Annotated in this window: 18 protein-coding genes; 9 read left to right on the forward strand and 9 right to left on the reverse strand. The window is 69.3% G+C overall.

Annotated features, from left to right (window positions below):
• Positions 1–137: 137 nt before the first annotated feature.
• Positions 138–656 (forward strand): hypothetical protein, encoded by a 519-nt coding sequence (locus tag BLU84_RS11960; protein WP_074867088.1) that lies wholly within the window; start codon positions 138–140, stop codon positions 654–656.
• A gap of 76 nt (positions 657–732) precedes the next feature.
• Here the strand turns inward: BLU84_RS11960 and BLU84_RS11965 are convergent, their stop codons facing one another.
• Complete coding sequence (locus BLU84_RS11965; RefSeq protein WP_074867090.1) at positions 733–1,074, reverse strand: hypothetical protein; 342 nt, start codon at positions 1,072–1,074, stop codon at positions 733–735.
• Between the two features lie 520 nt (positions 1,075–1,594).
• Between BLU84_RS11965 and BLU84_RS11970 the strand changes: the two genes are divergently transcribed.
• Together BLU84_RS11970 and BLU84_RS11975 are read left to right on the forward strand one after the other, a co-directional pair.
• Positions 1,595–2,716 (forward strand): alpha/beta fold hydrolase, encoded by a 1,122-nt coding sequence (locus tag BLU84_RS11970; protein ID WP_074867093.1) that lies wholly within the window; start codon positions 1,595–1,597, stop codon positions 2,714–2,716.
• Positions 2,717–2,884: 168 nt separating this feature from the next.
• Complete coding sequence (locus tag BLU84_RS11975; protein WP_074867096.1) at positions 2,885–3,967, forward strand: serine hydrolase domain-containing protein; 1,083 nt, start codon at positions 2,885–2,887, stop codon at positions 3,965–3,967.
• A 9-nt stretch (positions 3,968–3,976) separates the two neighbouring features.
• On the opposite strand, the gene BLU84_RS11980 is transcribed toward BLU84_RS11975, so the two are convergent.
• Complete coding sequence (locus tag BLU84_RS11980; RefSeq protein ID WP_324610480.1) at positions 3,977–4,588, reverse strand: DUF6445 family protein; 612 nt, start codon at positions 4,586–4,588, stop codon at positions 3,977–3,979.
• Positions 4,589–4,866: 278 nt separating this feature from the next.
• Here BLU84_RS11980 and phaZ7 point away from each other — a divergent pair, with 278 nt between their 5' ends.
• Complete coding sequence (gene phaZ7, locus BLU84_RS11985) at positions 4,867–6,000, forward strand: extracellular native short-chain-length polyhydroxyalkanoate depolymerase PhaZ7 (protein WP_083382521.1); 1,134 nt, start codon at positions 4,867–4,869, stop codon at positions 5,998–6,000.
• Positions 6,001–6,192: 192 nt separating this feature from the next.
• Here phaZ7 and BLU84_RS11990 read toward each other — a convergent pair whose 3' ends face one another.
• The 4 genes from BLU84_RS11990 to BLU84_RS12005 form a co-directional block, all read right to left on the reverse strand.
• Entirely contained in the window at positions 6,193–6,699 is a 507-nt protein-coding gene (locus BLU84_RS11990) for a hypothetical protein (RefSeq protein ID WP_074867100.1), read from the reverse strand.
• A 186-nt stretch (positions 6,700–6,885) separates the two neighbouring features.
• Positions 6,886–7,245: a YciI family protein gene (locus BLU84_RS11995; protein ID WP_211664530.1), complete on the reverse strand. Its 360-nt coding sequence runs from the start codon at positions 7,243–7,245 to the stop codon at positions 6,886–6,888.
• Positions 7,246–7,371: 126 nt separating this feature from the next.
• Positions 7,372–9,129, reverse strand: coding sequence for an FG-GAP repeat domain-containing protein (locus BLU84_RS12000; protein WP_139174949.1), 1,758 nt, complete (start codon positions 9,127–9,129; stop codon positions 7,372–7,374).
• A gap of 39 nt (positions 9,130–9,168) precedes the next feature.
• Positions 9,169–10,791 carry an FG-GAP repeat domain-containing protein gene (locus BLU84_RS12005; RefSeq protein ID WP_074867104.1) on the reverse strand — a complete coding sequence of 541 codons (1,623 nt, stop codon included), beginning with the start codon at positions 10,789–10,791 and terminating at the stop codon, positions 9,169–9,171.
• A 427-nt stretch (positions 10,792–11,218) separates the two neighbouring features.
• Between BLU84_RS12005 and BLU84_RS12010 the strand changes: the two genes are divergently transcribed.
• From BLU84_RS12010 to BLU84_RS12020, 3 genes are all read left to right on the forward strand, one after another.
• The gene (locus tag BLU84_RS12010) at positions 11,219–12,865 is read left to right on the forward strand and encodes a tyrosinase family protein (RefSeq protein ID WP_074867106.1); all 1,647 of its coding nucleotides are present in this window, start codon (positions 11,219–11,221) and stop codon (positions 12,863–12,865) included.
• A gap of 124 nt (positions 12,866–12,989) precedes the next feature.
• On the forward strand, positions 12,990–13,508 hold the full coding sequence (locus BLU84_RS12015) for a hypothetical protein (protein WP_074867108.1): 519 nt from the start codon (positions 12,990–12,992) through the stop codon (positions 13,506–13,508).
• A 112-nt stretch (positions 13,509–13,620) separates the two neighbouring features.
• The gene (locus tag BLU84_RS12020) at positions 13,621–15,495 is read left to right on the forward strand and encodes a DEAD/DEAH box helicase (RefSeq protein WP_233431125.1); all 1,875 of its coding nucleotides are present in this window, start codon (positions 13,621–13,623) and stop codon (positions 15,493–15,495) included.
• A gap of 31 nt (positions 15,496–15,526) precedes the next feature.
• Here BLU84_RS12020 and BLU84_RS12025 read toward each other — a convergent pair whose 3' ends face one another.
• Together BLU84_RS12025 and BLU84_RS12030 are read right to left on the reverse strand one after the other, a co-directional pair.
• Complete coding sequence (locus BLU84_RS12025) at positions 15,527–16,033, reverse strand: SecDF P1 head subdomain-containing protein (RefSeq protein WP_074867112.1); 507 nt, start codon at positions 16,031–16,033, stop codon at positions 15,527–15,529.
• Positions 16,034–16,037: 4 nt separating this feature from the next.
• Positions 16,038–16,964 (reverse strand): M14 family metallopeptidase, encoded by a 927-nt coding sequence (locus BLU84_RS12030; RefSeq protein ID WP_074867114.1) that lies wholly within the window; start codon positions 16,962–16,964, stop codon positions 16,038–16,040.
• Positions 16,965–17,008: 44 nt separating this feature from the next.
• Here BLU84_RS12030 and BLU84_RS12035 point away from each other — a divergent pair, with 44 nt between their 5' ends.
• Positions 17,009–18,781, forward strand: a complete 1,773-nt coding sequence (locus BLU84_RS12035) for a heparin lyase I family protein (RefSeq protein WP_083382523.1) — start codon at positions 17,009–17,011, stop codon at positions 18,779–18,781.
• A 337-nt stretch (positions 18,782–19,118) separates the two neighbouring features.
• On the forward strand, positions 19,119–20,078 hold the full coding sequence (locus tag BLU84_RS12040) for a hypothetical protein (protein ID WP_074867120.1): 960 nt from the start codon (positions 19,119–19,121) through the stop codon (positions 20,076–20,078).
• 66 nt (positions 20,079–20,144) lie between these two features.
• Here the strand turns inward: BLU84_RS12040 and BLU84_RS12045 are convergent, their stop codons facing one another.
• Entirely contained in the window at positions 20,145–20,567 is a 423-nt protein-coding gene (locus BLU84_RS12045) for a YqaA family protein (RefSeq protein ID WP_074867123.1), read from the reverse strand.
• Between the last annotated feature and the right edge of the window lie 83 nt (positions 20,568–20,650).

Here is a 20,650-nt window from a genome sequence, read left to right on the forward strand (position 1 = left end):
TTGCGCGTTCGCCGGCCCCGCTTTGCGCAAGCGGCGCAATCGCGCTCGCGGGCAGGCGACGCCGCGATCGCGGGACAACGTCGGCGCCGCCGCGCCGCTAGCGTGTGCGCACCTTCCGCCGTAGACAGGAGCGCGCCATGGATCTCTCGCACTATCGTTTCCGCCGCATCGCCTTGGTTCTCGCCAGCGCCATCGCATTGGGCGGCGCCAGCGCCGCCGCCTGCGCCGCCGGGCCGGGCGCCAGCGCGAACATCAGCGCGAACGCGCCGCAGAACCCGCTGCACCGCTGGTGCGCGCGCCAGTTCGACACTGCCCAGCGCGTGGACATGGAATCCTTCCGCGACTACGACGCCGAAACCTTCCGCGCCGGCCACGACGCGCGCGCGGTGACCGTGTTCGACAGCGGCGCGGTGCGCACCGGCATCGACGCGATCATGGCCGCGCTGGCCAGCCACTTCCAGAACCGCGAGGCCAAGTGGAGCTGGAGCGAGCGCTATCGGGTGGTCGACGGCTGCCGCTCGGCCTACATCGTGTACGAGACCGTGTACGAAATCCCGCGCATCGGTTATCGCCAGCGCGCGATGACCGGGGTGACCTACACCCACGACGGCTGGCAGTGGCTGGCGGTGGCCGACCAGGGCACGCGTCTGCCTTGAGCGCGGCGGCGCCTGAGAAAAAGCCTGAGAAAAAGGCGGCCGTGCGGCCGCCTTTTTCGTCATCGCGCGAGCGCGCTCAGATCACCTTGCAGCAACGCACATAGGTCTGCACGTTGCGCGGCGTGCTGTTCTGGTTGTCGACCCATGTCCGCCAGCCGTTGCTCAGCGGGATATGCATCACCCAGATGCCGGGCACGCCGAGGCTGCCCTCGTGGAAGTAGTAGCCGCCGCCGGTGGCGGTGCGGTCGGAGGGACAGTACGCATCCACCGCGGTCCAGGTGTTGAACGGCGCGGGCGTGACAGCGGAGGTGTAGTTGGCGCAGTCCAGGGTCGCGGCGGTCGCGGCCGGCACGGCGGCGGCGAGCACGGCGGTGAGCGCGCAACGGATCAGGGCATGACGGGAAGTGCGGCGATTCATGTTCGGCTCCTTGAGTTGAGTGAGACCACACTGACGCCGGCGCGCCGCGTCGCGGCCTGCGCCGGGCTTGCGGCCGCGCGCACGGCCGCAGCCGTCCGCGCGCGGCCCGCAAGACGGGTCGCGCGATATCGGTGGGAAGCGATATCGGCGGGAAACGGGCGGGCGGCGGCGAGCGCCGCGCGCTCAGGCGCGGGCGAGTCCCGCGCGCAATGCGGATCCGGTCATAGGCAGTCCTTCGCTATCCAGTCCAGGCCCGCGGCATCGGGATCGCCCCGACGCCGCGCAGCGACAAACGGGTACAACGCGCCGCCGCCGCGCGGGCGGACAGCGCAATGCCGCGCCGCGTCCCGAAGCCCCTGTAGGACCGGCGCGAGCCGCGACCGCGACAACCCGACTGCGCCGCAACCTTCGTCGTAGCTGCGTTGTCGCGGTCGCGGCTTGCGCCGCTCCTACAGGGGGATTGCAACCGTCGTCGCGGCGGACGTATCCAAGGTCGTAAACCCAGGCCAGGACCATCGCCATGCGCACAACCCCCGCCCTGCTCGCCCTGCTGCTGTCCGCCGCCTGCGCCGCCGCGCCGGCCGCCGCCACCGAATGCAAGGACACCGGCAAATACGCCGAAGCCCGCGCAGTCATCGAGGATCTCGACCGCATCGTCGCGCCCAGCGGCGTGCAGGAAGCCTATGCCGCGCCGATCGGCGGCATCCAGCAGTGGATCAACGTGCGCGGCCAGGATCGCGACAATCCGATCCTGCTGTTCGTCCACGGCGGCCCAGCCTCGCCGCTGATCCCGGCCCTGTGGCAGTTCCAGCGCCCGCTGGAGGAATACTTCACCGTGGTCAACTACGACCAGCGCGGCGCCGGCAAGACCTACACCCTGCAAGATCCGCAGAGCTACGCCGACACCATCCACATCGCCACCTACGTCGACGACGCCATCGAAGTCGCCGAACACGTGCGCAAGCGCTACGGCAAGCGCAAGATCGTGCTGGCCGGCCACAGTTGGGGCACCATCGTCGGCATGCAGGCCGCGCTCAAGCGTCCGGACCTGTTCTACGCCTACGTCGGCATCGGCCAGGCGATCAAGGTGATGGAGAACGAGCAGCTCAGCTTCGACTTCGGCATGCAGCAGGCCTTGGCCCGCGGCAACACCGCTGCGGTCGAGGAGATGAAGACCATCGCGCCCTACCCTGGCGACCAGCCGGTGACCCGCGAACGCATCATCACCGCGCGCAAGTGGTCGCAGTACTACGGCGGGCTGACCGCCTACCGCGACGAATCGCCGTACTACTACCGCGCACCGAAGCTGTCGCCGGACTACAGCGACGATTGCGAACGCGCCGCGGTCGACGCCGGCAATGTGTTCACCCTCGGCAAGATCCTGCCGGAGTTCCTGGCGGTGGACATGAGCGGGGTGCGCGAATTCCCGATCCCGGTGGTGATGTTCATGGGCCGCCACGACTACACCACGCCGGCGCAGCCGGTGGAGACCTGGCTCGGCCGGGTCAAGGCGCCGTACAAGCGCGGCGTCTGGTTCGAGCGCTCCTCGCACATGATGCAGTGGGAAGAGCCCGGCAAGCTGCTGACCAGCCTGCTGACCTATGTGCGGCCGCTGACCCAGGAGCCGCCCGCCGCGCGCTGAAGCCGCATCGCACTGAGCGCTCGGCCCGGCCTCGCGCCGGGCCGAGCGCAGCGGTGTTCGCCGCCGCAACCGCGCGCCGAGCCGGCGCATCGCTGTCCTGGCCCACCCGCTTCGCCCCGCCCTGGCGCGACGAAGTCCGATCGCCCGAGCCGGTACGGAGAATCCGCCATGCATCGCTCGTTGCTGCCGCGTCTGCTGCTGTCGCTGTCGTTGCTGCACGCCGCCGCGGCGGCCGCCGCGATTCCGGAACGCTTCATCGCCGAATACGCCCAGGCCCACGACTTCAGCGGCACCCTGCTGGTCCGCCAGCGCGGCCAGCCGGATTATCGGCGCAGCTTCGGCCTCGCCCAGCGCGCGTTCGCGGCGCCCAACGCGGCCGACACCCGCTACAAGATCGCCTCGATCACCAAACTGTTCACCGCGGTGCTGGTGCTGCAGGCGCACGAGCAGGGGCGCCTCGACCTGGACGCGAGCATCGGCCGTTACCTGCCCGACTACCGCGGCCCCGCGCGCGACCGGGTCGAGCTGCGGCAGTTGCTCAACCACACCTCCGGCCTGAGCAACTTCGATCAGGTCAAGACCGCCGAGCAGGCATTGCGCGAAGGCCTGCCGCCGTATCAGAAGCCCTACACCAGCCAGCAGTTGCTGGACCGATTCTGCAGCGGCGCGCTGGTGCACGCGCCGGGCAAGGTCTTCGACTACAACAACGGCGACTACGTGATCCTGGGCAAGATCCTCGAGCGCGCCTACGGCCGCAGCTACGAACAGATCCTGCGCGAGCGCATCCTCGATCCGCTGGGGTTGCGCGACACCGGCGTGTTGCGCTCGCAGGCGCTGGTCGCGCGGCTGGCCGACACTTACTACCACCTCGAACCCGGCGGCCCGCTGCGCCGCGACCCGCCGATGTATCCGGAGAACTGGTATGCGGCCGGCGCGCTGTACTCCAGCGCCGACGACACCCTGGCCTTCGCCGAGGCGCTGTTCGGCGGGCGCCTGCTGCGGCCCGAATCGCTGGCGCTGATGCTGAGCCCGGGGCTGGACCACTACGGCTACGGGCTGTGGAGCTACACCGTGCAAAGCGCCGACGGCGCGCACCGCATCGCCCGGCGCCCGGGCGCCATCGCCGGCGCGCAGGCGCAGCTCTATCGCGATCTCGACGCGGAGCTGACCGTGGTGATCCTGGCCAATACCGACAGCGTCGATCTGGACGAATTCGCCGCCCAGATCGGCCAGCGCGCGACGGCGCCGTGAGCGCCGCGCTCAGCCCGCGGCGAAGAACATCAGATAGACGAAGCGCGCGTTCTCGGGGCGGTCGCCGAAACCCGGGCCGGCCGTGTGCCACAGCCACGGCCGCAGCAGCACCAGGCGGTTGAAGCGCATCGGTACGGTCATGGTCGGCTCCCAGCAGCTGTCGTCCATGCCGTCGCGTTCGATGATGTCCTGGTGCGCTTCGTCGATCGAGGCGTAGCCCAGTTTCGCCAGCTCCTGGTCGTTCATCGGCCGGCGGTCGGTCTGGGTGCGGCGGTGGCGGAAGAACTCGGTGCCGCCGCGGCAATCCTCCGGCCGGCTCAGGTACAGCACGCCGGACCAATAGCCCGGGTCCACGTGCACCTTGCCGCGGCCTTCGTCGCTGGCCTGGGTGATGCGGAACTTGGCGTGCGAGCCCAGCGGCGAGATGGTCTTGACCCGTTCGCCGACGATGCTGGAAACGTGCTGGTCCAGGCCGTCGAGTTCGATGCGCTCCTGCGAATTGCGGCCCGGGAACGCGCCTTGCTGGTCGGGATAGGTCAGCCGGAGGCCGGCCTGGCGCAGTTCTTCGGCGTGGCCGAAGAAATCGTCGACGACGATCAGCGAAGTGGTCATGCGGCTCACAGTCCTGGACGCGCCGCGGTCGGTGGCGCGCCGGTCATGGTAGGCGATGGCGCCGGGATTGGCGACCGCGCGGCGATGCGGGCCGATACGAGCGTTCGCAACGCCGGTGCGCGGGTCGCTGCGACCGACGCGCTCGCTTGCGGCATGCCCGCGGCCGCTCCTGCCCCCGCCCTTTGGTGCAATACCCAAGCCTGCCGCGCGGGTCCAGCATCGATGCGTTGTCCGGACGGCCCGGCGCCCGCCGCGGCCGCGCACACGCCCTGGGGAGGGAAACGCGCATGTTCCGCAGCACGCTCCGATGGTTTTCCGCCAGCGCCGCGACGCTGGCCCTGGCCGCCGCCGGCGGCTTCGCCGCACTGGCGCCCAGCAACGCCTACGCGCTCGATTGCGGCGCCAACAACGGCTACACCTGCCAGGGCGCGGCCAGCCAATACGCCGGCGGCTTCGCACCCGGCGTGGGCAGCGGCGGCTTCGGCGGCGGCGACTGCGTCGCCACGCGCACGCCGGTGGTGTTCATCGCCGGCAACGGCGACAGCGCGATCAGCTTCGACATGCCGCCGGCCGCAGTGACCGGCTACGCCACGCCGGCCAACTCGGTCTACGACGAGCTCAAGGCGCGCGGCTACAACGACTGCGAACTGTTCGGCATCACCTACCTCGACGCCGACGAACGCGCCGCGCCGCAGTACAACTACCACCAGCCGGCCAAGTACCAGGTGCTCAAGACCTTCATCGACAAGGTCAAGCTCTACACCGGCCGCAGCCAGGTCGACATCGTCGCCCATTCGCTGGGCTCGTCGATGGCGCTGGCGATGCTGCGCTATCACGGCTACCAGGCCAGCGTGCGCCGCTTCGTCAACATCGGCGGCGGCCTGCGCGGCCTGCAGACCTGCCTGAGCACCGGCTACCAGTCGCCGTACGCGCCGACCTGCAACGCCGAGGCCTACGCCTTCCCCTACGACTACTACACCTTCGGCCTGTACCCGAGCACCGGCGTGGCCTTCTACGGCTACAACCGCTGGACCGGCAGCGGCAGCAACAGCCTGCGGGCGATGCCGGCGTTCTACAGCGGCATCGCGTTCTACACCATCACCGCCGGGCGCTACGACCAGATCCAGTGCTTCACCACCAGCTATTCGGCCGGCTGCGCCGACAGCGCGCTGTTCGCCACCGCCAGCAACCTCAAGGCGCAGGTGGACATCGGCTTCGGTTCGTCCGCGTACGCCTACGACTGGGACTGGAGCGACGGCAGCCCGTACAACATCGGCGGCGGCGACACCAGCAGCGGCGTCGGCCATTTCCGCTCCAAGACCAACGCCGGGCGCATCGTCTACAACATGCTCGCCACCACCTGCACCACCGGGTGCGCGAACGGCTACGTCGGCGTCAACGGGCCGGCGACCAACCGCTGAGTTGCCGGGTATCTCCCTGTAGGAGCGGCGCGAGCCGCGACCAACCGCAGCGACGCCATACCACGTTCCTCGCCGAAGCCCGGACAATCGGGCTTCGGCTTTTCTGCTTTACCGGACTTCGGATCGATCGCTTGCGTGCGTCGCTGCGGTTGGTCGCGGCTCGCGCCGCTCCTACAGGGGTTTCGCGCAGGCTCAGCGATTGGCGTCGTTCTCGTGGCAGCTGAGCTTGGCGTAGCGGCCCACCGGCAGGGACAGGCCGAGGTTGCGGCCGGTCAGTTCTTCGGCCGGGTCGTACTTGGGCTGGAAGGTGCAGGCGTTGGCCTTGGCGAATTTTTCCATCGCCGCGGTGCTGCCGGCCACCCGCACCACCGCGCTGACGCCTTCGTCGACGCAGCAGCCGATGTACTGGCTCATGTATTCCTCTTCCACCAGCACCAGGCTCTGGCCCATGAACGGCGCCGGCTTCTTGAGCACGCGGTAGTCGGTGTAGTCGGCGCGCACGCTGGGCTTGAGGTCGAGATAGCCGGCCTGGATGTAGGCCTGCAACGCCGGGCCCGACGGCGCGACGCGTTCGCCCTTGGCGCGGTCGTAGCGCAGCGCGTCGGTGAGGCCTTTTTCCAGGGCCGCTTCGTCGGCAGCGAACGCGGCCAGCGGCAACAGCGCGCAGGCCAGCAGGGCCAGGGCGACGGGACGTTTCATGCGGCGCGATCTCCTTATCGGGGCGCGACAGACTAGCATCCGCACCGCTGCGGTTGCGCGCTGTTAGCTTCCTGCAGGAGCGGCGCGAGCCGCGACCGCGACAACACCGGTACGACGAAAGTTTCGGCGCAGTTGCGTTGTCGCGGTCGCGACTCGCGTCGCTCCTACAGGAGGCTTGACGGAGGCTTAGCCGCAGGCGTTGTCCGGCATCAGCGGCCGCACTTCGCATTCCAGATCCCAGCCGTCGCCGTGGGCGTCGAGGAAGCGGCGCGTCAGTGCGGTCGCGGCGTCGAGGTCGGGCGCTTCGAACAAGGCGTAGCCGCCGATCACTTCCTTGCTCTCGGCGAACGGGCCGTCGGTGGCGGCGACGCGTCCGCCGCGCAGGCGCAGGCGCCGGCCGTTCGCGCTCGGCATCAGGCCGGCGGTTTCGATCAGCACGCCTTCGCGGGTCATCGCTTCCATCAGCTCGCCCATCTTGGCCAGCAGCGGCTCGTCCGGCGGGCGGGCGGTGGTTTCGTCAATACGGATCAGGGACAAAAAGCGCATGGGCAGCTCCATCGGTTCGGGGTCGGTCGGGCCCGGCGGAGCGGGCCCTTACCGACACGACGAATGGGCGTTCCCCATTTCGACACGTGTCGACCGGCGTCGACACGTGCGTCTTTCAACGCGCGGTCAGCGCTTGCGCCAATAGCGCAACAAGCGCATCGGCGTGCGCGCCGGCGCCGCGGTGAAGCGCCGCGACAGGCCGCCGCGCCGATTCTGGCTCTGGAACTGCCGCTGCTGCGCCAGCGCCTGCCGGCGCTGCAGCATCTGCCGTCGTTGCCACTGCGTCTGCCGCTGCGTCTGGCCCTGGCGCTCGCTGCGCGCCGGGTCCAGGATCCGCACCTGCCGCGGCACCTGCACCGGCTTGTTCACCGGCAGCGGCGATTGCGCGGTCGGCGGGCTGATCATCGCCGCCGACGCCGCGGTCAGCGGCTGGTTCTGTTCGGTCCGGCAATCCTGCGAGCTGATCGCCGCCTGCTGGCAGCCGCTGCCGTAGTAGAACATCACGCCTTCGTAATTCGCAGCCACCGCCACATCGCGACAGCCGTCGCCGTTGAAATCGCCATAGGCGAGTTCGCCCTGATGTCCGCCGATCTGGGTCGGACCGTGCGAGGTTCCGTTCCACTGCGGCGCGGCCAGGGCACCGTCGCGCTGCAGGTGATACGCCAGCACCACCTGGTCCTCGGGCAGGCCCGGCGCCTGCTGCACCGACACCAGGTCGGCGCGGCCGTCGCCATCGAAGTCGGCCACCAGCAACTGCGATTTCATCGGATTCGCCGGGAACGGTTGCGCCGCGGAGAAACCGCCGCCGGGCAACTGCGTGTAGACGTTGGCCGACCCCTCGTAGTATCCGCCGGTGACGATGTCCAATCGGCCGTCGCCGTTGAAGTCGCCGACGCTGGCTTCCAGCGGCAGCCAGCCCGGCCACGCCCCGATCACCGTGGCCTCGCCCAGGCCGCCTTGCGGCAACTGCCGCCGCCACATCAGGCGACGCGGGCCGAACGGCTTGTCGGCATCGCTGTAGACGATGTCGCGCCGGCCGTCGCCGTCGAAGTCCAGCACGCCCGCCACCCGCACGTCGGAGCGGCCGAGCGGCAGTTCCGCGGTGCCGCGGATGCCGCCCTGGCCGTCGCTGTACAGTACGCGCAGACGCTCGCAGCTCGTGCCGCCGGACTCGCGCACGCATTCGCCCGGCGCGGCGGTGCGCGCGACGATGCCGACGATGTCGTCGTGGCCGTCCTGGTCGATGTCCATACCCATGGTGCGGCCGACGAGGGTCTCGCCGAACCACTGGCGCAAGCTCAGGCCGCCGCGGCCGTCGGACAGCAGTACGTTGAACCCTGCCGCCGGCGCATCGTTGGTATATCGCGCGCGCGGGACGACGATGTCCAGCGCGCCGTCGCCGTTCAGATCGAGCAGCTGCAAGGTCATCTGGCGGAAGCGGCCGTCGTGCGGAAAACGCCAGACCTGCGGCGGCAAGGCCAGGCCGCCCTGCGGCTGCTGCAGGAACACGTGGACGCTGTTGTCCTGGGTCGTGGCGACGAGGTCGTCGCGGCCGTCGCCGTTGACGTCGCCGACCGCCACTTGATCGAAGATCTGATAGCCCTCGTATCCCATTGCGTCCTCGGCGATCGTCGGGCGATAACGCGGCCCTTCGGTCAAGGCATAGCCGCCGGACGCACTCGCGTTCGCGCCCGTCGCCGCCGCTGCGGCGTCGCGCAACCGTGCCGGCGCCGGCGCGCCGCCGATCGGCGCGCCCTGCTCCGATGCGGCGATCTGAGCCACCGGCGGCGCCGGCCGGGCCTCCGGCGCGCGCGCGGACGACAACGCCGCCGCCAGTCCGGCCACGCCGACGCTCGCCCAAACCTTCCAGATCAACCCACGCATAAATACCGCCCCCTGTGAAATGATCGCCGTGCCTCAGCGTCAATACGCCGCCGTCCGCGAGCCTTGCGCCTGCCCGCGCATCCGCGCGCGAACCTGCGCGTGCGCCCACTCGCGCGCCTGCGCCTGAGGCGCCGGCGATTCGGCCCGCGTCGCCGCTGCAGCGTCCAGCGTCGCGCTCTGCGCACCCGCGCCCTGGACGACGGTACTTTGCTCGATCCGGCAATCCTGCGAGCTCATCTGCGCTCGACCGCAGCCGCTGCCGTAGTAGATCGCCAAGCCTTCGTAATTGGCCGCCACCGCCACATCGAGGCAACCGTCGCCATTGAAATCGCCGTGGGCCAGATCTTCTCCGCCGCGCATCTGGGTCAGCGCATGCGATTGGCCGTTGTATTGCGGCGCGCTAAGCCCGCCGTCGCGCTGGAGCTGGTAAGCCAGCACATCCACGTTGTCCGGCGCCTCCGGCGGATGCTGCACCGAGACGATGTCGTCGCGCCCGTCGCCGTCGAAATCGGCGACCAGCATGTGCGACTCCACCTCATGCGCCGGATACGGCTGCGGCGCCGCGAACCCGCCCGACGGCAAGCGCAGGGACAGGGTCGAACCGCCGGCCTGGCGGCTGCCGGTGGCGAAGTCGAGCCGGCGGTCGCCGTTGAAGTCGCCCACGGCCACGTTGATCGACGGCCACACCGGCAACTCGCCCAGCCTCACAGCCGTCCCTAGCCCGCCTTGCGGCAGTTGCCGCCGCCAAAACAGGCCGCGAGTGCTGGGGGCGATGGCGGTTTCGCGATAGATCAGGTCGCGACGGCCGTCGCCGTCGAAATCCAGCGCCTGCACCACGACGATCAGGGGCTCGCCCAGCACCCGATGATCGATCGCTCGCACGCCGCCGTTGCCGTCGCCGTACATCGTGCGCAGCCATCGGCACAGATCGCCGGCCGGACGGCCGCAATCGCCGGCCGCGCCGGGCCGGTTGACCAGTCCGACGATGTCCTCGATGCCGTCCTGGTCGATGTCCATGACGTAGCCGATGCCGCTCTCCGGGGAGAGGCCCTGCAACTGCCGCTTGGCGAAGCCGCCGTGGCCGTCGGAGAGCAGCACCTCGAGTACGCCCGACGGCTCGCCGTGCACGTACGGGCGCGGCGAGACGATGTCCTTGGCGCCGTCGCGGTTGAGATCGATCAACATCGCCATGTTGGGCTGCAGGACGCCGCCGTTGGGATAGGCCCAGACCTGCGGCGGGAAACTCAGTCCGCCCTCGGGTTTTTGCTGGAACATCTGGATCGTGCCGTCTTCGGTGGTCGCGACCAGATCGTCGCGGCCGTCGCCATTGACGTCGCCGACCGCGACCGAGCCGAAGATCTGATAGCCGTCCTGCCCCAGCGCCGGGTCGGCGACGGTCGGGCGGTAGCGCGTACCTTCGATCAGGGCATAGCCACCGCTCGCGGCCACGCCCGCCCCCGTCGCCGTCTGGGGCGCGCCGCTGGCGCTGCCGGCAGTGGCGGCGCGCGCCGGTGTCGGAGCGCCGCCAACCGGCGCACTTACGGGCGCCGAGGAGGCGGCCGATGCCGCCTGCGGCGCCGGCCCGGGCGCCGGCGCGCGGGTCCACGACAGCATCGCCAACAGCGCCACGAAACCGCCGCTGGCCCAAATCTTCCAGATCAAGCCACGCATCCTTACTTCCCCCTGTGCTGTCGCGGCCGGTGCAGCCGGCGCCGCCGTGCGCACAATGGCGGACGACAACGCGCCGGTCCGCCCGTTACTGGGCGCGATGATATCGGTCGGCCAGAGTCCACCGCCACCGTGGCCGCAGAGGCCCCCAGAAGCCACCGCCGGCGTGCGCGCATTCAGGCTTTTGTGAAGCCTGCGGCAAATCGCGTGATTGCCGCCGCCGCGCTGTCCGTCGCCGCTCGGCCGCCGCGTTCATTGCTACGCCGCACCGTTGCGGCCGGCGCAGCGCCCAGGCCGACCGGACAGGGGACATCGCCACGCACGTCTCGCATCGGGCCGCTCAGGTCCGACCGGTCGTGCGCCCGCCCCCCCTCCGCGGCCGAGCGACGCGTCCGCACCGCACCCCCAAGAGGAGCGCAGGATGCATTACACCCGCCGCGAGTTTCTGACCACCGCCGCCAGCGCCGCCGGCGCCGCGATGCTGCCGCTGGGCTCGGCCCTGGCCGCCGCCACCGGCGCCGGCCGCGCCGCCGAGCCGGCGCGCTGGCGCCGCTACGACGTCGCCAGCCCCGAGGGGCAGCAAATGCTCGTCAGCTACGCGCGCGGCATCGAGGCGATGCTCAAGCTGCCGGTCGACGACCCGCGCAACTGGTTCCGCTACGCCTTCGTGCATTTCTTCGATTGCCCGCACGGCAATTGGTGGTTCTACGTCTGGCACCGCGGCTACATCGGCTATTTCGAGAAGATCGTGCGCGAGCTCAGCGGCGATCCCGAGTTCGCCCTGCCGTACTGGGACTGGACCCGCCATCCCGAGCTGCCCGCGGGCATGTTCGACGGCGTGCTCTCGCCGACCGACCGCGCCTACGCGCCGTTCACCGGCAACCTCAAGCTGTTCACCGACTACATCAAGCCGACCATGGCCGGCTACTTCGAGCGCCTCGACGACGACCAGCGCGCGCAACTCAAGCTGCGCGGCTACACCACCTTCGAAGAGGCCTGGTGCGACGTCAACGGCTATTACGCGGCCAAGCAGACCGGCCTGACCGGCAACCAGGCCTTCGCGGTGACCTGCGCGGCGCGCTATCCGAGCAAGTCCAACGCCAGGCTCGACTGGCGCAGCCAGTTCGCGGTGTCGCGCCTGGTGGTCGGCGCGGGCCTGCTGCCCACCCACTTCCAGGCCGAGTCGATGGCGCAGAGCTTCACCAGCCCGGTCGCGCCCTCGCATCTGGTCCAGCCGGCGTCGGGACAGAAGTTCTCGATCCTGGAGGGCTATCCGCACAACAAGGTCCACAACTACATCGGCGGCGTGCACGCCATCGACCCGGGCCCCTACGGCAACATGACCAACTTCCTGTCGCCGGTGGATCCGATCTTCTTCCTCCACCACGCCAACATGGACCGGCTGTGGGACGTGTGGACGCGCAAGCAGCTCGCCCACGGCCGGCCGATCCTGCCCGAGGGCGATCAGGCCAAGGCGTTCATGGACGAACCGTTCCTGTTCTACGTCGACGCCGACGGCAAGCCGGTCGGGCCGTCCACGGCCGGCCAATACGTCGACCAGCGCAGGTTCGATTACGACTACGGCCCGGGCGGTTACGAAGGCTTTTCCTTCGACGCCGCGGACCGCCGCCGGCTCGGCGCCAGCGCCGAGATCGACGGGCAACTGCACGCCGGCGCCGCCTCGCTGGCGCTGCCGGCGGCGACCGTGCGCGACCATCAGGACGACGCCGCGCCGCTGATCGCCGAGATCACCATGGAACGTCCCGACGAACTGGCGCTGACGCGCGAGTTCGACGTGCTGGTCAACGCGCCGGACGACGTGACCGGCGCCAGCGCCGACAGCCCCTACTACGCCGGCACTTTGGCCTTCTTCGGCCCGACCATGCCGGGCATGCAGATGTCGCACAACACCACCTTCGCCCTGCCCTTGCCCAAGACCTTGCGCGCGCTGACCCAGGCCGCCAACGCCAAGAGCGCGGCGCAACTCAACATCCGCGTGGTGCCGGCCGGCCCGCTGGCAGCCGAGCCGGTCAAGGTGCAGGGCGTGTCGGTGCGTCCCGCCGGATGAGCGCACCCGCGCCGCGCGTCGCCGCGTTCGCGCGGTGATGTGCGGCGCGAACGCGGCTTGGCTATGCGCTGGTTCGCTCGCAAGACAGCGGTCTATAGTCGTGGCCCGCCTCCCGCCCGCCGCCATGAACGTCGTCGCCGAATCCGAACGCCTCGCGCGCCTGCGCGCACTGCCGCTGTCGCCGGCCCTGCGGGCGATGGCCGAGGGCCGACTGCCGCATCCGCAGTTGTGGCGCTGCCAGACGGGCACGCCGTTCTATGTGTATCGCGGCGCCGAAGTGCCGGCGGGGCCGGTGTTGATTCCGTTGTGGGACTGGAACGACTGGGTGCTGGGCGTGCGCGAGCGGCCCGACGGATTGGAGTTCGTCCGCTTCGATATCGAAATGCCGGACGAAGTCGAATGCCTGGCGCGCACCGAAGCCGGGCTGTGGGCGCGGCTGTTCGATGCGCTGTACGAAGACGACCTGGAACTCGAGGAGCTCGAAGCGATCGCGCAAGCGGTGGATTACCGCTACTGGCCGCTGCAGTTGCAAAGACGTCAGACGGCAGAGCCGCAATTTGGCACCGATTTGACGCATCCGCAGTGGCTCGAAGAAACGATCGCAGCCGTCGATGCCGTACAGAGCGTGCAGCCGGGCGCTTAGACGAAGCCCCGCTCGACTTCGCGGTTTCGAATGCCCCTCCTCCCGACGCTCCGTATTAGGCGCTAAGGTAGGGGCAGCCATCAGGAAGGCCGCGACCAAGGAGGACGGGCCCATGGGCAAACTCATTCCCAGCCGCAATGCTTGCCTGCCGCGAATGACCCCAGGCGAACGACGCTTCGCCCAGCGCCTGGAGGACAAGCTCGACGAGGCCCATCTGTGCTGGTACGACGTTCCGATAGGCCCGCGCCAGCGCCATCCCGACTTCATCGTGCTGCACCCCAACAGCGGTTTCCTGATCCTGGAAGTGAAGGACTGGAAACTGGACACCATTGCCGCAATCGACCGCAGCAGCGTCACGTTGCACACCGAACGCGGGCGATCCGTTGTCGAGAATCCGCTGGTACAGGCGCGCAGTTGCGCGCTGGAGGTCAAGGCGCTGCTTGAGCGCGATCAGGCTTTGCGCCACCCCGAAGACCACCGTTACGCCGGAAAACTCGTCTCCCCTTGGGGCTGGGGCGTCGTGCTGTCCAACATTACCCGGCGCCAATTCGAAGAAGCCGGCCTCGAGGACGTCATGCCGGCACACTTGGTTCTGTGCAAGGACGAGATCGCCGAGTCGGCGGATCCCGACGCGTTCCACAAGGCCTTAGCGGACATGTTCATGATGCCGTTCGCCTGCGCATTGACCCCGCCGCAGATCGATCGCTTCCGCTGGGCGCTGTTCCCCGAACTGCGCGTGCCCGAGCAAGGAAAAATGTTCGAATCCCGCGCCGAATCGGAACCGGATCTTGCACGCGTGCCGGACCTGATTCGGGTGATGGACTTGCAGCAAGAGCAGCTCGCACGCTCGATGGGCGATGGCCACCGGGTCATCCACGGCGTGGCCGGATCGGGCAAAACCATGATCCTGGGCTACCGTTGCATCGAACTAGCCAAGCGCTATGCCAAGCCGATCCTGGTCTTGTGCTTCAACAAGACCCTAGCCGCGCGCCTGGAACAGATGGTCCGCGGCTCCGGCATCGACGACAAGATCTTCGTCGCCCATTTCCATGGGTGGTGCAGCCAGCAACTTTCGGCCTACGCGATAAAAAGACCCTCGTCGAACCTGTCGATCGCCCAGTACGCCGACGCGCTGGTCGAGTCGGTGATTCGAAGCGTCGACGGCAATGCGATCCCGCGAGCGCAGTATGCCGCGGTACTGATCGACGAAGGTCACGACTTCAAGCCCGAATGGCTCAAACTCGTCGTGCAGATGGTGGACCCGGACACCAACTCTTTGTTGCTGCTCTACGACGATGCCCAGAACATTTACGAAGGGCAAGCGCGCAGAAAATTCAGCTTCGCCAGCGTCGGCATCCAAGCTCCAGGCCGGACCACAATCTTGCGCCTGAACTACCGAAACACTCTGGAAATCCTGGCCACCGCGAAGGCTTTCGCGCAGGAGGTGGTGAGCGAACAAGAAAGCGACGACGACCACGTACCATTGATCGCCCCCGAAAGCGCGGGCCGGCGCGGGCCGATGCCAGAGCTGGTCCAGTGCCCAGATCCGTGGGCAGAAGCCGCGCTGATCGCAGAACACATCCGTACCGCCGTCGCCCAAGGCGCCAGCGCCAACGATTTCGGCATCGTTTGCCGGACCACTCACATCGCCGAACGCGTCGCCAGCAAGTTGTCGCAAGCAGGCGTATCCCATGCCCTGGCAGGAGCCGATAAGCGTCGTCATCTTTTCGACGGCCCGCCCAGCGCGAAAATCATGACGCTGCATTCGAGCAAGGGCCTGGAGTTCGACACTATCTTCATTCCCAGCCTGTGCGCGACGCCTCATTCACAAGACGCAGAGGCTTTGAACCGGGAAGCTCGGTTGCTTTACGTCGGCATGACGCGCGCATTGGGGCGGCTGGTGATACTGCATCACCGGCCCGCACCGATGGTCGAACGAGTCCGCAACGCGATCGCGAACGTCAGACAGGTGCTGGAAGCCGCCTGACCGCTCAGGCCGCGTAGCTGGCTCGCACCGATTACTTGGCGACCACCAACTCGCGCTCGAACGCCTCCGCATCGGCCATGTTCAAGCCGCTCACGCGCAAGCGCCCGCCGGGGATTTCGCCCTGGATCGTCGCCACATTCACCGCCATCGCGCCGACCACCACGGCGAGGCGCTTGCCGACGTTGTCGCGGGTGACCTGGGCCAGGCGCTGCGCGCCGGGCTCGGTCAATTGCAGATCCAGCGCGCTTTGGCCGCTTTCGTCGACGCTCAACGCGACCAGGGCGACCTGGCCGCGCGCGATCACCGGCACGGGCTTCACCGCCACTTGCGCCGGCTGGCCCGGGTAAGGACGCAGCACCGGAAACGTCCGCGCGCCGGCGGTGTCGCCGTCGGCCGCCAGATAGAAGGCGACGTCGCCGCGCACCGGCTTGGCGTTGCGCAAGGAGTCGGCCGCCCCGTCGGGCGGCTGCGGCGCGCAAGCGCTCGCGCCAGCCAGCATCGCCAACGCGAGCATCGCAGCGAGCGCGCGCGCCTTCATCGGCTCAACCCCGCGCCAGGGCGAAGTCGATCGCCGCGCGCACCGCCGCGGCCTGGGCCTGGTTGCACTGCTCCGGCGTCGCGCGCGGGCTGTCGGGATAGACCTCGGTGGTGGTGCGGTAGCGCGCGCGGGTGATGCCGGCGCACAGGCCAAGTTCGCTCACCGGGTAATCGATGACGCCGCGCGCGACCACCGGCGAGCCGATGATCTCGCCGCTGGCGTCGGCCGGGGCGATGTGGGTGACCTTTTCGACCTCGGCAATGATCGCCTGCTGGAACTCCGGCTGCGGGTCTTCGCTGTCGCCGACCAGGTAGAAACCGTCGGGAATCTCGCCCTGTTTGCAGGCCTTGCCGTCGCGCGCGGCCAACGCCGGGCGGAACTCGGTCTCGTCGCTGTCGGTGGTTTCGTGCAGGTCGATGTGCATCGCCGTGGCGTCGCGCAGCGGCGTCGCCAGCGCCCACAGCGCGGCCGATTCGCCGGCCGGGCTATCGTCGCGGAACGAACGGTTGGGATCGATCGCCTCGGGATTCCAGCGATGGATGCGCTCGTACGCCCACGGGCTCACGCACGGCGCCACCAGCAGGTTGATGCGGCCGGCATAGGCGCCGGCGTCCTGGTCCAGGAACAGCAGCGCGCCGTGCACGCCGCTGGTTTCGTAGCCGTGCACGCCGCCGGTGACCAGCATCGTCGGCAGCGCGTCGTTCCAGTTGCGGCTCTTCAGCGCGAACAGCGGGAAGCGGCCGTCGTCGCCGTAGTCGAGCTCGCCGTACTGGATCTTTTCGTAACGCTCGCCCAGTCGCTCGATGACGCTGGCCACTTCCTCGAAATAGCTGCGATGCCGAACCTGGCGCGAACGCCATTGCGCGACTTCGGCCGGACCCCAGGGCTGGCCGGGGGTGCCGATGGGATAAAAAGCGGTGGCGGTGCTCATGGCGGCGGCTCGTCGTTGCAGCGAAGGTCTCGATTTTAGCACCCATGCGCGTGCCCGGCCGCACGCGGGACCGGCCGGCCGGACGCCGCCGGCCGCCACGGCCTGCGTACGCGATGAAGCATCGATGCGCACTCGATGCACGCATCACCATCGCCCCGGCGCCCGGCATCCGCCAGCACAGCGAAAAACAGCGAAAACAGCGAAAAAAACAAGTGTTTCCGCACTTGCCCGGGGCGCCCGTTTTGCTAATCTGCGTCCACCGCGACCGGCATGGCGCCCGCCGCAAACCGCCCCTTTCGCAGCGAAGCCGAGCCATGTCGCCTCCCCGTCCCGCCTCGTCCCCGGTGCCCGCACGCAGCGCGTCGCGCCGCACCGCCGCGGCGCTTGCGCTCGCGTTCGCCTGCGCGTTCTCGAGCGTCCAGGCGCAGACGCCCCTGCTCCGGGTCGACTACGAATCGGGCACGATCGACTCCGGCATCCCCGATCTCAGCACCAGCGACGCCAGCGCGGCCGATGCCATCTTCGTCAGCGAAACGGCGCGCGCGGGCCGCTACGCCATCGCCCATAAGGTCGTGCTCGACGACCCGGCCTACGTCTCCGAAGGCAAGCCGCGCAGCGAAAGCGCCGCATTGAGAACGCTGCCGACCAGATACCGCAGCGGCGACCATCGCCGCTACGCGTTCAGCCTGATGCTGAAGGACTGGGAGGACTACACGGCGGGCAGCATCGCGTCGGTCGACGTCGTGTGGCAGTTCAAGCACACCCAGGGCGGGCCCGACATGTTCGTCGGGGTCAGGCGCAATCAGCTGATACTGCGCTATGGCAACAGCCAGTCGGTCCTGATCAACGACATACGTCCCTACGACAACGCTTGGATCGACCTGCGCTTCGACGTGCTCTGGACCGATACCCCGACCGGATATTTCACCGCCGACCTGCGCCTGCCCGGCGAAAGCGGCTTCACCCGCAGAGCCGCGGCCTCCGGCATCGTCACTTTGGATCCTACGGCCACCGGCGCCTTCGGCTATCCCAAATGGGGCCTGTACCGTCCCGATTCGAATTCGACCCGTGGCTCCGCGCGCACCCGCATCGCCCTGCACGACGAAATCTCCGTGACCGCCCTGCCCGCCGCGCGCATCCGCTTGAACAAGGCGTTCGCGCCCAGCGGCCGCGCGGATGCCGGCGATCAGTTCACACTCGCGATCGCGCCGCCGGCGCCGGCCGGCACCGTGAGCGCAACCACCGCCGGCAGCGGCGCGCAAGTGACTTCGCCGCCCGCGCTGCTGGTCGCCGCGAACGGCGGGGGACGCTATGTGCTGAGCGAAACCGCGGCCGCCAGCGCTCCAGGCACCGACCTGCGCCGCTACCGCAGCACCTACGCCTGCACCAACGCCCTCGCCGGCGGCCAGGCGCCGCAGGGCGACGGCGCGTCGTTCGCCCTGACCCTGGCCGACAACGACGACCTGAGCTGCACCTTCACCAACACCCGACTGAGCAACTCCGACCTGGCGGTCGCGGTGACGAATACGCCAGCGCAGGGGCCGAACGATCTGGCGGACGACGGCGTGGTCGCCGGCGCCCTGACCACTTATCGCATCCAGGTCAGCAATCACGGGCCCGACGCGGCCGCGGGCGCCAGGGTGCGCGACAGCGCGCTGGCCGGGCTGAGCTGCGCCGACCCGGTGCCCTGCACCGGTGCCGCCTGCCCTGCGGCGACCGTGCCGATCGCCGAGCTCATGGGCCAGGGCGTGGTGCTGGGCGAACTGGCCGACGGCGCTTCGGTGTCGCTGGACGTGAGTTGCACCGTCGCGCGTTGACCGCTGGCGTTCGCGCCGGCGCCCTCACAGCCAGCGCAGGGCGATCGCCGCAGCGATAAGGTAGCGGCCGAGCTTGGCGGCCGACATCAGGATCGGGAACGCGCGCAAGCGCTCGCGCATCGCCCCCGCCGCCCGGGTCGAAGGATCGCCGATCACCGGCACCCAGCGGCGCTGGCCGCCCCGGCGGACGAATGGCGTTGTTCTGTCGTCCGCGCCGCATCGTCCGCTCTCGCCCTCACCGCGCGGGGCGGCCTTGCGCTCACGGGGAGCCCGGACAGCGCAGGGGTCGCACAGCGGCCGTCGGCGCCGGTTCCCCTTCGCCTACACAGGGGGCACCATGAAACGCTACGTTATCGGCCGCACCGGCCGCAGGCTGCATCCGTTGCCGTTGGCCATGGCCGTGCTGACGGCCGCCGCGCCCGCCATCGCGCAAACGCCCGCGGCGTCCGCCGCACCGCCGCGGATCGAGGAAGAAATCTGCGAACGCGTGCGGATCGACGAAGACCGCCTGCACGGCATCCGCGCCGACGAGACCCTGGTCTGCCACGACAAGTCCGAGGTCGAACGACCGCTGCTCAAGGGAACCCCGGATTGGGGCGTCTACATGCAGGTCGACTACGTCCTGGTCGAAGGCACCAAGGTCCGCTACGTCTACGACCGCCCCGCCGGCAACTGCGTGCGCGACTGGCGCGACTGGGAAGAAACCGCCGGCGGCGGCGACTACGGTTCGCGCCTGATGTTCACCGCCGTCGCCGGCTCGATGTGGGACTCGTGCGCGTACGAGCGCTCCTACGGCTCCTGGAACATCACCGCGACCGCGCCGGACGGCGCCACCGGCAGCGTCAACATCCGGATCATGACCGGGTCGGCGAACGCGGGCGCGCACTACGCCGAAGTTCAGTGCCACTTCGCCAAGGACCTCGCTTGCGTGGGCGGCTCGGACATCCAGATCGCCAAGCTCGGCAAGCAAGTCACGCCCAGGCTGCGGTTGGGGCCGCTGACCAGCGCGCCGCCGCCCGCCAAGCAGAGACTGAGGTGCACCCACTCCGTGTATATGGTCGCAGGCGAATCGATTCACGAAGAGCCCACTTGCACGACCGAAGGCTTCCCACACCCCGAGGTGAGGGTCGACGGCTTGCCCGCGGGCCTGTCCCTGACGCGCGCGGCGCCCCCGCTCGACGACCGACTGGTACTCAGCGGCCGGGTCGACCGACACTTCCGCGGGCAGGTGACGGTCACCGTGCTCCTGCCCGGCGGACTGATCGAGCGCCGATCCTTCCAGCTCGACGTGGACTAAGCCGCCGGCGCGAATCTACGGGAGCGCGCGCGGCTCACGTCTCGGCGCGCGCCGCCCGGCTCGAACTCACACCCAGCGCAACGCGACCGCTGCGACGACGAGGTAACGCGCGAGTTTGGCCAGCGTCACCAGCAGCAAGAACCTGCGCAGCGGTTCGCGCATCGCCCCGGCCGCCAAGGTCAGCGGATCGCCGATCACCGGCACCCAGCTCAGCAGCAGACTCCATTGCCCGTAGCGGGCGTACCACGCCTGCGCCCGCGCCAGTTGCGCGGGCTTGACCGGAAACCAGCGGCGATCGCCGAAGCGGGTCAGTTCGCGGCCCAGCCACCAGTTCACGGTCGACCCGAGCACATTGCCGACGGTGGCGACCGCGACCAACAGCCACGGCGCGTAGCCCTGCACGATCGCGCCGGCGAGGGCGGCTTCCGACTGCGCGGGCAGCAGCGTGGCGGCGATGAAGGCGATCAGGAACAGGCCGAGGTAAACCATCGCGGGATTTTAGCGGCGCCGGCGTTTGGTGTTCGCGGTCGCGGCTCGCGCCGCTCCTACAGGGAGCCCATGTAGGAGCGGCG

The organism is Lysobacter enzymogenes (assembly GCF_900106525.1).
GTDB lineage: Bacteria > Pseudomonadota > Gammaproteobacteria > Xanthomonadales > Xanthomonadaceae > Lysobacter > Lysobacter enzymogenes.

Bases quoted from the DNA above. Each gene is read 5' to 3' on its own strand.
- BLU84_RS12025 (WP_074867112.1), bottom strand. From the start codon at position 16,033: ATGAAGGCGCGCGCGCTCGCTGCGATGCTCGCGTTGGCGATGCTGGCT.
- BLU84_RS12020 (WP_233431125.1), top strand. From the start codon at position 13,621: ATGGGCAAACTCATTCCCAGCCGCAATGCTTGCCTGCCGCGAATGACC.
- BLU84_RS11965 (WP_074867090.1), bottom strand. From the start codon at position 1,074: ATGAATCGCCGCACTTCCCGTCATGCCCTGATCCGTTGCGCGCTCACC.
- BLU84_RS12045 (WP_074867123.1), bottom strand. From the start codon at position 20,567: ATGGTTTACCTCGGCCTGTTCCTGATCGCCTTCATCGCCGCCACGCTG.
- BLU84_RS11995 (WP_211664530.1), bottom strand. From the start codon at position 7,245: ATGCGCTTTTTGTCCCTGATCCGTATTGACGAAACCACCGCCCGCCCG.
- BLU84_RS12000 (WP_139174949.1), bottom strand. From the start codon at position 9,129: ATGCGTGGGTTGATCTGGAAGGTTTGGGCGAGCGTCGGCGTGGCCGGA.
- BLU84_RS11970 (WP_074867093.1), top strand. From the start codon at position 1,595: ATGCGCACAACCCCCGCCCTGCTCGCCCTGCTGCTGTCCGCCGCCTGC.
- phaZ7 (WP_083382521.1), top strand. From the start codon at position 4,867: ATGTTCCGCAGCACGCTCCGATGGTTTTCCGCCAGCGCCGCGACGCTG.
- BLU84_RS12040 (WP_074867120.1), top strand. From the start codon at position 19,119: ATGAAACGCTACGTTATCGGCCGCACCGGCCGCAGGCTGCATCCGTTG.
- BLU84_RS11975 (WP_074867096.1), top strand. From the start codon at position 2,885: ATGCATCGCTCGTTGCTGCCGCGTCTGCTGCTGTCGCTGTCGTTGCTG.
- BLU84_RS11960 (WP_074867088.1), top strand. From the start codon at position 138: ATGGATCTCTCGCACTATCGTTTCCGCCGCATCGCCTTGGTTCTCGCC.
- BLU84_RS11990 (WP_074867100.1), bottom strand. From the start codon at position 6,699: ATGAAACGTCCCGTCGCCCTGGCCCTGCTGGCCTGCGCGCTGTTGCCG.
- BLU84_RS12035 (WP_083382523.1), top strand. From the start codon at position 17,009: ATGCGCGTGCCCGGCCGCACGCGGGACCGGCCGGCCGGACGCCGCCGG.
- BLU84_RS12010 (WP_074867106.1), top strand. From the start codon at position 11,219: ATGCATTACACCCGCCGCGAGTTTCTGACCACCGCCGCCAGCGCCGCC.
- BLU84_RS12015 (WP_074867108.1), top strand. From the start codon at position 12,990: ATGAACGTCGTCGCCGAATCCGAACGCCTCGCGCGCCTGCGCGCACTG.
- BLU84_RS12030 (WP_074867114.1), bottom strand. From the start codon at position 16,964: ATGAGCACCGCCACCGCTTTTTATCCCATCGGCACCCCCGGCCAGCCC.